At 59.4% G+C, this 12763-nt stretch carries 13 protein-coding genes; 9 read left to right on the top strand and 4 right to left on the bottom strand.

Annotation, left to right across the window (positions count from 1 at the left end):
• The first annotated feature begins 157 nt into the window (after positions 1 to 157).
• Genes QZ534_RS12640 through QZ534_RS12665 form a run of 6 tightly spaced genes read left to right on the top strand, consistent with a single transcriptional unit; the run spans position 158 to position 5570 of the window.
• Positions 158 to 808: a hypothetical protein gene (locus tag QZ534_RS12640; RefSeq protein WP_064229410.1), complete on the top strand. Its 651-nt coding sequence runs from the start codon at positions 158 to 160 to the stop codon at positions 806 to 808.
• A 16-nt stretch (positions 809 to 824) separates the two neighbouring features.
• On the top strand, positions 825 to 1490 hold the full coding sequence (locus tag QZ534_RS12645) for a methylamine utilization protein (RefSeq protein WP_296934827.1): 666 nt from the start codon (positions 825 to 827) through the stop codon (positions 1488 to 1490).
• Complete coding sequence (locus tag QZ534_RS12650; protein ID WP_296934828.1) at positions 1490 to 3844, top strand: EAL domain-containing protein; 2355 nt, start codon at positions 1490 to 1492, stop codon at positions 3842 to 3844. The genes QZ534_RS12645 and QZ534_RS12650 overlap by 1 nt, the downstream gene beginning before the upstream one ends.
• Complete coding sequence (locus QZ534_RS12655; protein ID WP_296934829.1) at positions 3841 to 4716, top strand: DUF3034 family protein; 876 nt, start codon at positions 3841 to 3843, stop codon at positions 4714 to 4716. Before QZ534_RS12650 ends, QZ534_RS12655 begins: the two co-directional genes overlap by 4 nt.
• A 2-nt stretch (positions 4717 to 4718) precedes the next feature.
• On the top strand, positions 4719 to 5168 hold the full coding sequence (locus QZ534_RS12660) for a group 1 truncated hemoglobin (protein WP_296934830.1): 450 nt from the start codon (positions 4719 to 4721) through the stop codon (positions 5166 to 5168).
• A 15-nt stretch (positions 5169 to 5183) separates the two neighbouring features.
• On the top strand, positions 5184 to 5570 hold the full coding sequence (locus tag QZ534_RS12665; RefSeq protein WP_008176705.1) for a DoxX family protein: 387 nt from the start codon (positions 5184 to 5186) through the stop codon (positions 5568 to 5570).
• Positions 5571 to 5585: 15 nt separating this feature from the next.
• Here QZ534_RS12665 and QZ534_RS12670 read toward each other — a convergent pair whose 3' ends face one another.
• Positions 5586 to 7382, bottom strand: coding sequence for a diguanylate cyclase (locus QZ534_RS12670; protein ID WP_296934831.1), 1797 nt, complete (start codon positions 7380 to 7382; stop codon positions 5586 to 5588).
• 157 nt (positions 7383 to 7539) lie between these two features.
• On the opposite strand from QZ534_RS12670, the gene QZ534_RS12675 reads away from it, so the two are divergent.
• Complete coding sequence (locus QZ534_RS12675; protein ID WP_296934832.1) at positions 7540 to 7770, top strand: DUF1653 domain-containing protein; 231 nt, start codon at positions 7540 to 7542, stop codon at positions 7768 to 7770.
• A 116-nt stretch (positions 7771 to 7886) separates the two neighbouring features.
• Positions 7887 to 9209, top strand: a complete 1323-nt coding sequence (locus QZ534_RS12680; RefSeq protein WP_296934833.1) for a Na+/H+ antiporter family protein — start codon at positions 7887 to 7889, stop codon at positions 9207 to 9209.
• Positions 9210 to 9302: 93 nt separating this feature from the next.
• Here QZ534_RS12680 and QZ534_RS12685 read toward each other — a convergent pair whose 3' ends face one another.
• The 3 genes from QZ534_RS12685 to prlC all read right to left on the bottom strand — a co-directional run bounded on the left by QZ534_RS12685 (position 9303) and on the right by prlC (position 12012).
• Positions 9303 to 9494, bottom strand: coding sequence for a hypothetical protein (locus QZ534_RS12685; RefSeq protein ID WP_296934834.1), 192 nt, complete (start codon positions 9492 to 9494; stop codon positions 9303 to 9305).
• 40 nt (positions 9495 to 9534) lie between these two features.
• Positions 9535 to 9789, bottom strand: a complete 255-nt coding sequence (locus QZ534_RS12690; RefSeq protein WP_136630982.1) for a YheV family putative zinc ribbon protein — start codon at positions 9787 to 9789, stop codon at positions 9535 to 9537.
• Between the two features lie 177 nt (positions 9790 to 9966).
• The gene (gene prlC / locus QZ534_RS12695; RefSeq protein ID WP_296934835.1) at positions 9967 to 12012 is read right to left on the bottom strand and encodes an oligopeptidase A; all 2046 of its coding nucleotides are present in this window, start codon (positions 12010 to 12012) and stop codon (positions 9967 to 9969) included.
• A gap of 212 nt (positions 12013 to 12224) precedes the next feature.
• Here prlC and QZ534_RS12700 point away from each other — a divergent pair, with 212 nt between their 5' ends.
• The gene (locus QZ534_RS12700; RefSeq protein WP_296934836.1) at positions 12225 to 12761 is read left to right on the top strand and encodes a gamma carbonic anhydrase family protein; all 537 of its coding nucleotides are present in this window, start codon (positions 12225 to 12227) and stop codon (positions 12759 to 12761) included.
• The last annotated feature ends 2 nt before the right edge of the window (positions 12762 to 12763 follow it).

Genomic DNA, 12763 nt, shown 5'->3' on the forward strand with positions numbered 1-12763 from the left:
AAAGCAGGTGGAAAAATCTCGGCTACACTTGTCTGGACAGGCAGGCACGTTGTGGTAGCCAGCCCTCCTCTCCTGCCCGGGAACTCGTTGCTATCAGTTGCTAACAACGGGAGGCGCCTTGCGACCTCAATTCGTTCAGACATCGGCATCTCCTGAAATGACACCACAGGTAGTCCTAGAGATTATTGACCAGGCGCGGCGCAAGGAGGCCCGCTCCGGAACCTTCCTCCGGCAACTCCACGAAAAGGTTGCCGCGCTGCCGTCTGCGGTCACTATCGAGGGCTACCAACCCGCCACCTGCCTGTTCCAGTTTGTGGTTGAATACATCGAAATGGCTCCACGTCTGATCGAGTGCGTGGAGGCCTGTGCCCGTGAAGCGGGCAAAGCCGATCTGTTCGAACCATTCGTGAATGCCGCGATCCGGTATTTCACCCAGCCGTCGGCACTTCTTGTTCGCTATGACGGTCTCGATGGCCTGCTGATTCGTGCCTATCTATGCCATCGGCTGATGGAAGAGATGTACGAAAACAACCGGTGCACGAGAGCCAGCGAAATCGTGGATATAGAGGCAACTCGTGCTAACCTGCTGGCCCATCAGCTGATAGGCGAGCCCTTTGCCAATGAGCTGGACGACTCCATCACCGTAACCGTGTTGCAGATAGCAGGCACGCCGGACTACTACGAACTGAACCTCGACCCGTTTGTCGAGCAAGTGAACAACGCCGCCTGGGACTGGATGCGGCATTACTGGGAAAATCTGTTGGTAAGGAATCACATTCGATTTTCCCTCGGTTCCGGCCTGGCCTGACAGGTTCAGAGGTTTAATGAGAGTATCAGCGATTGCAGTAGTGGCGGGCCTGTTGATGTCTGCCATGGCGGTGGCAGCCAACGCGTACGAGCTGTCCCTGACCGTCACCCTGGATGGCAGCACCGAGCCCGTGGCCAATGCCGTGGTTTCCATAAAAGACGGGCGCAAGCCCGAGCCGCTTTCCACCGAAATTTACCAGCAGGATCGCGCCTTCCATCCGCAGGTTCTGGTGGTCCCCGTCGGCTCAAGCGTGGATTTTCCGAACCGCGACAACACCCAGCATCACGTCTATTCGTTCTCGCCGGCCAAAACCTTCAACATCGAACTCTACGCTGACCGTCCGGCAGCGCCCATCGTTTTCGATGAACCAGGCATTGTTGAACTGGGGTGCAACATTCACGATCACATGCAGGGCTTTGTGGTGGTCACCGATACCGCCGCCACAGGGCGGACGGATTCCTCTGGCAAGGTCACCCTGTCCATCGCACCTCAGAGTACCGAAGGCGGGCAGAACAAGGTGGCAATTGATATCTGGCACCCACGATTGCCAGATAACACCCGCCCGGTCACCCGCGAGATCGAACTTGGCACCGGGCGGGCAATGGTAACCCTCAACCTTGAGCCCGAACCTGCCGCAGAAAGTTCACTGGACCGTCTTCAGCAACGCTTCCGGGAGCTTTGATGGGTTTGGCGTCTCGTCTCGGATTCCGCGGCCGACTGATTGCCGCCATGATTTCACTGGTGGCCCTGGTCAGTCTGGTGATCGTGGCCCTGCTGATGGTGTACCTGTTCGAGGATGAAAAAAGCCGGGCCCTCGAGCAACTGGCCATCGGTGAGCGGCTGACCAACGAAGTCATTGACCGGCGCACCGAGCTGGAACTGTCCCGGCTCAGCGTCGTGGTTCAGGATTTCGGCTTTCGCTCCGCCATTGCCAGCCGCGACCCGGCAACCATCGACAGCGCCCTGGAAAACCACAGCGGCAGGGTGGGCGCCGACTTTGCACTCTTGCTCGACAGTCAGGGGGAACCCCTGGCCTCAACCCTGCAACGACCTTTTCCTGAAATAGCTTCGGAACAGCTGGTAAACGCCCGCCGCAACGGTTTTACCCGGGCACTGAGGGCCATTGACGGCCGGGGCTTTGAGGTTCTGGTAATCCCGATCGAGGCGCCCGGTCTGCGGGCCTGGCTGGTTACCGGTTTCGCCATGGACCAAGCCCTGGCCGAAGTAATCGCCCGGCTCAGTGGGACTTCGGTGATTTTCCGGGCAAGATCGGACCAGACAGGCAGCCTGAGCAGTTTTGCTGCCACCACCCGTATCGATGACAACCTGGAACAGGAACTCGCCGGCGCCTCCGGTGGCGCCAATTTTATCGAAAGCGCCGGCTATTTCACCCGCATTATCAACCTGGGCAAATCCGAGCCCGCCGCCATTCAGGCGGTGCTGCTGATCAGTCGTGATGCCACGCTCCAGAACTACTACCAACGGGCGGTGGAGATTTCCCTGCTGGTGACCGCCATCCTGATTTTCGCCATTCTGCTTGCGCTGGTTATTGCCCGGAACCTCGGGCGCCCGGTGTTGCAACTGGCAAGCTACGCACGGGCCATCGGCGAGGGTACTACGCCCCAGGCACCGGCAATCCGGGCTGGCGGCGAACTGACCCAGCTCCGAAACGCCCTGCGCGATATGCTGTCTGGCCTTCGGGAACGGGAAGCCCAGATCCGGTATGCAGCAACCCATGATGATGTCACCGGGCTGAAGAACCGTAACGCCCTGATGCAGGAGGCCGCCGACCTTTTTGATAGCCGCGGCCGGGGCACCCTGGTGGGCATCCGGCTGAACGACCTCTCCGACATCAACGATACCCTGGGTCTGGAGTTCGGTGACAAAGTCCTGATTGGCATTGCCAGGCGACTACAGCAGGCACTCCCGGATGCCCGTATCCTCGCCCGCACCGGCGGTGGGGAGTTCCTGGCCCTGATTCCTTCACTGCCACCAAGGGAGGGCAACCACAGGATCCGGGAACTTCACGACCTTATCGAATCCCCGTTGCAGGTGGACCAGACTCCCTTCTCCCTCCGGGTCACCGTCGTCACCATGGAACTGCCGGAAGATGCCTCTGATACCGATGCCCTACGACGGAGGCTCAACCTTACCTTCGAGCAGGCCGAGGCCCACCCCGAAGCCTTCACCCGCTACAAGCCCGGGCAGGATGAAAGTCATCTCCGGGAACTGAAGCTGGTTACCGATCTGCACACCGCAATCCTGGATAACGGCTTGCACATGAACTACCAGCCCAAACTGAACAGCCAGACCGGCGAGCTGGTGCAGGTGGAGGCCCTGGTGCGATGGGTTCACCCCGAGCTGGGTTTTATCTCCCCGGAAGAGTTCATCTTTCTTGCCGAACAGTCCGGGCAGATCCACGATCTGACAGCCCATATCCTCCAGCGGGTGGCCAGCGATGCCCGGCGATGGCATGAGCAGGGTGTTGACGCAGGGGTGGCCATCAACCTGTCCGCCATGGACCTCACCTGGTCCGCTCTGACCAGACATATCGAGGAAACCTTTCACGACTGGCATCACGGCCTGGAGCAGGTCACTCTGGAAGTCACTGAAAGTGCCCTGATGGAAGATCCTGAAGAAGCCATGGCCACCCTGAACCGGCTCCGGGAGCTGGGCGTGACCTTGTCGGTAGACGATTTCGGTACCGGTTATTCCTCGTTGTCCCAGTTGCGCAAGCTTCCGGTACAGGAGCTGAAAATCGACAAATCGTTCGTACTGAGACTGGATTCCGAGCCCCAGGACCAGTTGATCGTGAAGTCCACCATCGATATGGCCCACGGCCTGGGGCTGAAAGTCGTGGCCGAAGGCATCGAGAACCTGGAGGCCTGGCGCCTTCTTCAAAACTGGGGCTGCAACCTGGGCCAGGGCTTTTATCTGAGCCGTCCGGTCGCACCGGAGGACCTGCCGGAGACAGCCCGTTCCCTGGCTGACCGCCGCAACGAATTGACCCAAACCAACCCGGAGTATTCAGAATGACAGCTAGACGTCTGATGGCCCTATCCCTGGCGCTGCTGATAGCACCCGCCGCCATGGCCGACATCGGCAGCCGGATCTGGGCCACAGGAGGCGTTACTACCATAGAGGGCAGTGCCGGCGGCGGCCTGGTGCCCTGGGCCCTGCTGGGAAGTTACGCCAGCGACGAAGAGTGGGGCGGCACCCTGGCCCTGAGCCGGGCCGAAGTGGACGATTACTCGCTTTCGGTGACCGGCGCCGGGCTGAACTGGAATAACCGTCTGGAAATCACGATCGCCCGCCAGACCCTGGATCTGGACAGCCTGGTGTTTACCCTCAAAGACGGCTTCGGCCTTGAGCAGGACGAACTGAACCAGGACATTTTTGGCGCCAAGGTGCGGCTCGCCGGTGATGTGCTTTACACTCCCTGGGGCCAGTGGTCTGCGGGCATTCAGTACAAGCGCCAGCGGGATTTCACCGTGCCCTCGGCAATCGGCGCCCGGGATGACAGTGGCACCGATGTTTATGTCAGTGGCAGCAAGCTGTTCTTCGCCGCGGTAATGGAGCGCAACCTGCTGGTTAACCTGACCGCGCGGGCAACACGGGCCAATCAGGGCGGGCTGCTGGGCTTTGGCGGTGACCGAAACAACAGCCATGAGCTGATGATGGAGGGCAGCGTCGGGCTTTTCCTCAACCGTCAGTGGCTGGTGGGCGCCGAATACCGGCAGAAACCGGACAATCTCGGCTTTGCCGTCGAGGATGACTGGTGGGATGTGTTCGTCGCCTGGGTTCCGGACCGCCGCCTGGCGGTCACCGGCGCTCTGGTCAACCTGGGTGACGTGGCCACGCTGGAAGATCAGCAAGGTCTGTATCTTTCGCTGCAGGGGAGTTTCTGATCATGGCAAAACGGAACCTCAAGCTTCTGATCACCAGCCTGCTGCTCGGGGTGGCAATGATTCTGGGCGGCTGCCAGAGTATGAGCAGCCAACCTGATGCATCCCTGTATCAGCAACTGGGTGAACGGGAAGGCATCGCCAACGTGGTGGAAGACCTGCTGTACCTGATCGTCGAGGACGATCGCATCAACCAGCAGTTTAAGGGCATGGATGTGGCCCAGTTCCACCACAACCTGACGGACCAGCTGTGCGAACTCAGTGGTGGGCCCTGCACCTACACCGGACGGGAGATGCGCGAACTCCACGCCGACATGGCCATCACCGACACCCAGTTCAATGCCCTGGCCGAGAACCTGATCCTGGCGATGGAACAGAACGACATTCCCACGGGCGCCCAGAACCGGCTGATCAAGCAGCTGCTGCCGCTGTACCCTGACATTCGCAATCTATAAACGGAGAACCATACCTTGCTCGAAAACGCTGATCTGGGAAAACTGATTATCCGCCTGACCCTGGGTGGCCTGATGCTGTTCCATGGCATAGCGAAACTGCTCAACGGCATCGGTTTTATTGAAGGCGAGCTGGCCAGCCACGGGCTGCCGACCTTCCTGGCCTACGGCGTGTATGTGGGCGAAATAATTGCGCCGCTGATGGTCATCCTTGGCTATCAGACCCGGATCGGTGCGTTGCTGATTATTTTCAACATGCTCTTTGCCATCATCCTGGTTCATGGCAACGAACTCCTCAGCCTTGGACGCAGCGGCGGCTGGGCGCTGGAGCTGCAGGGCTTCTTCCTGTTTACGGCGGTGGCAGTGATCTTCCTCGGACCGGGGCGGTACAAGCTGAAGAACTGAAAAATCCGGGGGACTTCAGGTGCCGGGCACAGTCGCTGGCCTGAAGTCCCTGGCCACCATAACCCGGTTACGGCCGGACTCCTTGGCGGCGTACAGTGCCTCATCGGCCTGACGGATCAGCTCCTGGGGCTCCATGTCCGAGTCTGGTACCAGGCAGGCAACGCCCACGCTGATGGTAAGGCTGACTGGCGCCACCCCCTCGCCGGCATGGACCTGGGCACGGGCCACCGCCAGACGCACTCGCTCGGCAACCCGAACCGCACCCTCTTCCGGCGTCGCCGGCAGCAGGATGCTGAATTCCTCGCCGCCGTAGCGAGCCAGCAGATCGCCGGACCGCTGGACTTCTGCGGCGCAAAGAGCGGCGACCTCGGTCAGACAATCGTCGCCAACCAGGTGCCCCAGCTCATCGTTTACCCGCTTGAAGTGATCAATATCCAGTAGCAACAGGCTCAGCGGATGACCGTGTCGCTGGGCCCGCTTCCATTCATCCTGCAGTTTTTCATCAAACCGTCGACGGTTAGCCACGTGGGTCAGCCCGTCGGTGAGGCTGATTGCCCTGAGCTGCTCGTTGGCCCGTTCCAGTTCGTCGGTACGCTCCTGAACCCGCAGCTCTAGAGTCAGGTTGGCCTGCTGCTGGATTGCCAGCGCCTGTTCCTGCGCCTCATGGCGTTTGCGACGCTCGAGATTGATCCGATAGGCAAGGGCAAAGGACAGCAGAACGACCTCCAGCGCCACGCCGATTTGAGGCATGAACTCGGTGAGGAAGCTGCGAGGCATGAAACCGAGTTTGCTGACCGCCAGAATCAGGTGGCCAATCAAAAGCGGCGTCCAGGCCAACACGTAGAAGCCGCCAAGAACCTGGCCCTTGCGCCAGACCAGAAAACCGATGAGCCAGGCCGCTGGCGTAACCACTGCCGCAATGCCGCTAACCAGCACGATACCCGTCTGATAGCTGCCAAACAGACCGAAAACGAGGCAGGCAAATACCACTGTCAGAACCCACTGCAGGAACCGGTAGCTTTTCAGGCTGTAATGCCGAATGTTCAGGAAACGTATGGCGAAAATAATGGCGGAGAAGAGGGCAGCACAGATAACCGGAATGGTGAAATACTGGTTGATACCAGGGGCATTTGGCCAAAGCCACTGGAACAGCAGGCCATTGAAGTTGAGCTGAACCAGCCCGGTGAACACTACGGTCAACACGTACCAGAGGTAGGTGGAGTGGCGCACGATGACGAACAGAAAGAGATTATAGAGCGCCATCGCAATGATGATGCCCAGAAACATCGTCTGCCACCCGTAGGAAAACTGCTCATTGGCGAGGAATTCGGCCGAGGGTGTCACTTCGACCGGAATCTGGACGGATCCGAGCGTTTTTACCCGAACGAAAGCCGTGACCGGCTCGGTATTCGACGGCACCAGGAAGACAAAGTTGCGATGGTGGATCGGGCGACTCTTGAACGGCAGGGTGTCACCGGTATGGTGGGTCTGGATCAGCTCACCATTGAGCACCCAGTGCACAGACACCTCATCCAGCAACGGATAGCCGATCTCCATCACCCGGTTCGCAGGTTCTGGGGGAATCTCGATTTTTAGCCAGAAACTGCCATCGCTGAAACCGCGATTGAACACCTCGCTGGAGCCGGATCTCTGCCACTCGCTGGGCGGCAGGGCGCGAACGTCTTCCAGTGCCAATTCATCAGCGGGCGCTTCCAGCCAGTCGAATGCAACGGGAGCGGCCTGAACAGGCACGCTGGCCAGACATGCCAGCGAGAATACAATGAGAAGGACGCAGTATAACTGCCGCACCATAGCTGTTTCCGGTTTCCGGGCCCGTCCTGGTGTTCTACACTTTCAGGCCCTGACTGAGTCGTACGCATCCCTGCAATTTTTCCAGTTTAGACGGTTGCGAATGCTACGTCCTCCGTAACGACAGGGCCAGCATAGACCGAATCCATTGAGGCCAATAATGACCGAACGCAAGAACGAGATACGTCCGGGGAAATACCGACACTACAAGGGCAAGGATTATGAAGTCCTCGGCGTTGCCCGGCACAGTGAAACCGAAGAGCAGATGGTGGTGTACCGCTGCCTCTACGGTGACTTCAGCCTCTGGGTGCGTCCTCTGACCATGTTCCGGGAAACCGTCGAAGTCGCCGGTGAGCAGGTGCCCCGCTTCGCCCGCCTTGACGAAGCCTGACCGTTACACAACCACTTTGACTACCGCGCCCATTTCCTGCACATTACCGCGCTTTTCATGATGCCGGCCCTCACAAGGGGCCGGAAAGACCATTAATTCCTACCCGGAGTTTTGCCATGAATGCCGTTGTCGCTGCGGTTGCCATCATGCTCGTCCTGAGTTTGTGCCGCATCCACGTTGTTGTTGCCCTGATTATCGGCGCCGTGTCCGGCGGCCTGATTGCGGGATTGTCCCTGGAAGCCACCATCGAAGCCTTCAATAACGGCCTTGGCGGCGGTGCTACCGTGGCACTGTCCTATGCCACCCTCGGCGCTTTTGCTGTTGCCATCGGCAAATCCGGGTTGGCCCACGCCCTGGCCGACAAGGCTCTTGCCCTGGTCGGCCGCCAGGAAGAAGGTGCCGCCGTAAACGGCGTCCGCTTCCTGATCATCGGTCTGCTGCTGGCCATTGCCATCTCGTCCCAGAACATCCTGCCGATCCATATTGCCTTTATACCGCTGGTGGTGCCGCCCCTGCTGTACGTGATGGCCAAGCTGAACATGGACCGCCGCCTGGTCGCCTGCGTGCTGACCTTCGGCCTGATCACCCCCTACATGTTCCTGCCGGTCGGCTTTGGCGGCATTTACCTGAATGAAATCCTGCTGGCCAAGATCAACGCCAATGGCGTCGATGCTTCCGGCCTGAGCGTCATGAAAGCCATGGCCCTGCCGGCATTGGGCATGCTTTGCGGCCTGCTGATTGCGGTCTTTTTCAGCTACCGCGGTGGTCGCAGCTACAATCTGGAAACCATCACCAGAGCCGAACGGGTAGACACCAGCTACAGCCCACGCACCCTGGTGATGGCCCTGGCGGCCATTGTTACCGCTTTCGTGGTGCAGCTCTGGCTGGGTTCGATGATCCTGGGCGCCCTGGCCGGTTTCGTACTATTCAACCTGTCCGGGGTGGTGCGCTGGAAAGAGGCCGATGACCTGTTCACCGAGGGTATGAAGATGCTGGCGATGATCGGCTTCATCATGATCGCGGCCTCGGGCTTTGCCGAAGTGATGCGGGAAACCGGCGAGATCGCCACCCTGGTGGACAGTTCCGTGAGCGTTATCGGCGAGAACAAGGCCATGGCCGCCCTGCTGATGCTGGTGGTGGGTCTGCTGATTACCATGGGTATCGGTTCGTCCTTCTCCACCATCCCCATTATCGCCGCCCTGTACGTGCCCCTGGCCCTGCAACTTGGCTTCAGCCCGCTGGCCATCGTGGCCCTGGTCGGCACCGCCGGCGCCCTGGGCGATGCCGGCTCCCCGGCCTCCGACTCCACCCTCGGCCCCACCGCCGGTCTGAACGCCGACGGCCAGCACAACCACATCTGGGATACCGTGGTGCCGACGTTCCTGCACTACAACCTGCCGCTGCTTGGCTTTGGGTGGTTGGCGGCTATGGTTCTCTGAGCTTGGAGTTTGCCGTCCCTTGTAGCCTTCGTGTTGAGGGGAATTGCGAGGGGGCCGGATTATTTTTCCCTTGGAAATGGCAACTCGCTGCGCTCAGACATCAATTTCCGGCGGGAAAAATAATCCGGCCCCCTCACATAAGAACTCACGGATATCGCTGAAAAGACCTTGTCCTAAAGAAATATCTTTTGAGTCAGGTAGAGAGGGTGTGGGTGTGCTTTTCTGGCGGGGAAAAGATGTCTGAGCGAAGCGAGTTGCTTTTCCCCAGAAGAAAAGCATTCCCATGGCCTCTCCGCCCGCAAACCTGCAGGCTAGGAAGAACAGCTTACTCGTCGTCGGCCGAAGACTTGAAGAACACGACCTGCTTGACCGTGTGATCGTCCTCGTTCTTGCGCTTGTTCACCCGGGTCTCGAGCTCCGGATTGGCCGGTTGCTCGGAGTCCGACATCGCGTCGGTGAAGCCACAGGCCACGCATTCGCGAATCTGCTCATCATCGTCGGTGGTGTACATCATGATCTTGTCCATCTCCGCACAGCGGGGACAGACGGCGCCGGCGATAAAGCGTTTTGGACTCGCCATAGTAAAACTCCCGTAAGTTTGGGCAGTGGTTGTCGGGTTACGGCCGTTGGCCTAACCCGACCTACGTTAGTCGGCTCTGTCCTCCCGCCAACATCCTGTAGGTCGGATTAGCAAAGCGTAATCCGACAAAAGCCGTGTAGGTCGGATTAGCGACGCGTAATCCGACACCATTTCGTCTCAGGCAGCCTCATCCGTGATGCCGGTTTGTTTCAGCAGCGCATCCACTTGTGGTTCCCGACCCCGGAAGGCCTTGAAGAGTTCCATGGGCTCCTGCGAACCGCCTTTCTCCAGGATATTGTGGAGGAATGCCTTGCCGGTTTCCGGGTCGAAGATGCCTTTTTCCTCGAATAGGGAGAAGGCATCGGCCGCCAGCACTTCTGCCCACTTGTAGCTGTAATAGCCCGCGGCATAACCACCGGCAAAGATGTGCGAGAAGGAGTTGGGGAAGCGGTTGAATTCCGGGGCTTCCACCACGGCAATCTCGCTACGGACCTTGCGGTGCATGTCCAGCGGGTTGGTGGGCGCTTCATCGGTGAATTCCGCGTGCAGGCGGAAGTCGAACAGGGAGAATTCCAGCTGACGTACCATGGCCATGCCGGACTGGAAGTTCTTGGCCGCCAGCAGTTTCTGCAACAGATCTTCCGGCAGCGGCTCGCCGGTTTCGTGGTGCGAGGCGATCAGGCCTAGGGATTCCGGATTCCAGCACCAGTTTTCCAGGAACTGGCTGGGCAGCTCGACGGCATCCCAGGCGACACCGTTGATGCCGGACACATCCAGCACGTCCACCTGGGTGAGCATGTGATGCAGGCCGTGGCCGAACTCGTGGAAAAGGGTGGTCACTTCGTCGTGGGTCAGCAGCGACGGCTTGCCATTCACCGGCGGTGTGAAGTTGCAGGTCAGGAAGGCCACCGGCAGCTGGAGCTGGCCACGGAGGTTGCGCCAGCGCACCCGACAGTCGGCCATCCAGGCACCGCCACGCTTGCCCTGGCGGGCATAGAGGTCGAGATAGAACCAGGCCAGGGGTTCGCCGTTGCGGCTGATGCAATACGCCGTGGCGTCCTCGTGCCAGGTTTCCACTTCGGGCTTCGCCTCAATCTGTACGTCGAACAGCCTCTCGGCCACACGGAACAGGCCGGGCACCACCTTGTTCACGGGGAACCAGGGGCGCAGGGTTTCCGGGGAGATGTCGTAGCGCTTCTGACGGAGCTTTTCGCTGTAGTAGCCGATATCCCACGCCTGCAGGTCTTCCACGCCGTACTCGTCCTTGGCAAAGGCTTTAAGCTCGGCAAACTCTTTCTCGGCCTGGGGCTTGGACTTGGCCGCCAGCTGGTTCAGGAAGCCCAGCACTTCGTCGCTGCTGCGGGCCATCTTGGTGGCCAGGGAGCGCTCGGCGTAGTTGTCAAAGCCCAGCAATTTGGCCTGGGCATGGCGGCGCTTGAGGATTTCCGCCATCACCGGGGTGTTGTCCCACTGGCCGGCATCCGGGCCCTGGTCGGAGGCGCGGGTAACAAACGCCTCGTACACTTCGCGACGCAGGTCCCGGTTGTCGCAGTAGGTCATTACCGGGTAGAAGCTGGGAAAATCCAGGGTGATCACATAGCCGTCCAGCTCTTTCTGTCTGGCCGCCTGTTTGGCGCTCTCGATCGCGGTTTCGGGGACGCCGGCGAGTTCATCCACATCGGTGATGTGTTTGTACCAGTGCTGGGTAGCGTCCAGCACGTTGTCGCTGAACTTGTTGGACAGCTCTGAAAGCTCCCGGGACAATTCGGCGTACTGCTTTTTCTTGTCTTCCGGCAGGTCCACACCGCCCAGATGGAAATCCCGCAGGGTGTTTTCCACGGACTTGCGCTGGGCTTCGTTCAGGTTCTTGAAATCGTCTCGCTCGGCCAGCTTCTTCCAGGCGTTGCAGAGGGCCGCATTCTGGCTCACCTCGGTACTGTACTCGGTGAGCTTTTCGAGGCAGTTCTTGTACACCTTGCGCAGTTCGTCGTTGTTCATAACGCCGTTCAGGTGTGAAATCACCGACCAGGCATTGCTCAGTTTGTCGTCCAGGGCCTGCATCGGCTGGGCAAGGGTTTCCCAGGTGGGCTCTTCCTGCTCGGCCAGCTGGCTGATCTTCATCCGGTTTTCACTGAGAATCTGGTCGATTGCCGTTTCCATGTGCTCGGTGCGGACATGGTCGAACTTCGGCAACAGGTCGTCAGTCAGTAGCGGGTTATTCATAGGTCCCCTTCTCAGCTAGTCGAATCTTGGGTAGTTTGATCTATTGAACCCTTGGGGCTGGCACCTGTGGGAGAGTCCGTTCCAAAACACGCTCCTTGCGGCACATCCCTGTGGCGCTTGGCTGTCGCCATCCATGGCGACAGACAGTTTTGGAACGGACTCTCCCACAGGCGCCCCGGGCCTACGGGTAAATTCTCAACAGGTACTATGTAATGACGAATATACGTTCACACAAGGGTAACGCGCCACATTTTGGGGAACGGGCGTGGGTCGATCCAAGTGCGGTGGTGATTGGCAATGTTAAAACCGGCGATGATGTTTCCATATGGCCGATGACCGTGGTGCGGGGCGATATGCATCAGATTCGCATTGGCCACCGCTGCAGCATCCAGGATGGCTCAGTTCTGCACATCACTCACGCCAGTGACTACAACCCCGGCGGTTATCCGCTCACCATTGGCGACGATGTTACGGTGGGCCACAAGGCGTTGCTGCATGGCTGCACCGTCGGCAGCCGTGTGCTGGTGGGCATGGGCTGCATCATTATGGATGGGGCCGTGGTGGAAGATGAGGTGATTGTTGCAGCAGGCTGTCTGGTGCCGCCCGGTAAGACCCTGGAATCCGGGCATCTCTATGTGGGATCGCCCTGCAAAAAAGCCCGGGCGCTGACCGATAAGGAGCGGGGGTTCTTCAAGTACACCGCCGCCAACTACGTCCGCCTGAAGGATGAATATCTTAACGATCAGTAAAC

It is taken from the genome of uncultured Marinobacter sp., from assembly GCF_913055835.1.
GTDB lineage: Bacteria > Pseudomonadota > Gammaproteobacteria > Pseudomonadales > Oleiphilaceae > Marinobacter.

Coding starts and splice junctions, on each gene's coding strand:
- QZ534_RS12640 (WP_064229410.1), top strand. CDS start 158: ATGACACCACAGGTAGTCCTAGAGATTATTGACCAGGCGCGGCGCAAG.
- QZ534_RS12645 (WP_296934827.1), top strand. CDS start 825: ATGAGAGTATCAGCGATTGCAGTAGTGGCGGGCCTGTTGATGTCTGCC.
- QZ534_RS12650 (WP_296934828.1), top strand. CDS start 1,490: ATGGGTTTGGCGTCTCGTCTCGGATTCCGCGGCCGACTGATTGCCGCC.
- QZ534_RS12655 (WP_296934829.1), top strand. CDS start 3,841: ATGACAGCTAGACGTCTGATGGCCCTATCCCTGGCGCTGCTGATAGCA.
- QZ534_RS12660 (WP_296934830.1), top strand. CDS start 4,719: ATGGCAAAACGGAACCTCAAGCTTCTGATCACCAGCCTGCTGCTCGGG.
- QZ534_RS12670 (WP_296934831.1), bottom strand. CDS start 7,382: ATGGTGCGGCAGTTATACTGCGTCCTTCTCATTGTATTCTCGCTGGCA.
- QZ534_RS12675 (WP_296934832.1), top strand. CDS start 7,540: ATGACCGAACGCAAGAACGAGATACGTCCGGGGAAATACCGACACTAC.
- QZ534_RS12680 (WP_296934833.1), top strand. CDS start 7,887: ATGAATGCCGTTGTCGCTGCGGTTGCCATCATGCTCGTCCTGAGTTTG.
- QZ534_RS12685 (WP_296934834.1), bottom strand. CDS start 9,494: ATGGGAATGCTTTTCTTCTGGGGAAAAGCAACTCGCTTCGCTCAGACA.
- QZ534_RS12690 (WP_136630982.1), bottom strand. CDS start 9,789: ATGGCGAGTCCAAAACGCTTTATCGCCGGCGCCGTCTGTCCCCGCTGT.
- prlC (WP_296934835.1), bottom strand. CDS start 12,012: ATGAATAACCCGCTACTGACTGACGACCTGTTGCCGAAGTTCGACCAT.
- QZ534_RS12700 (WP_296934836.1), top strand. CDS start 12,225: ATGACGAATATACGTTCACACAAGGGTAACGCGCCACATTTTGGGGAA.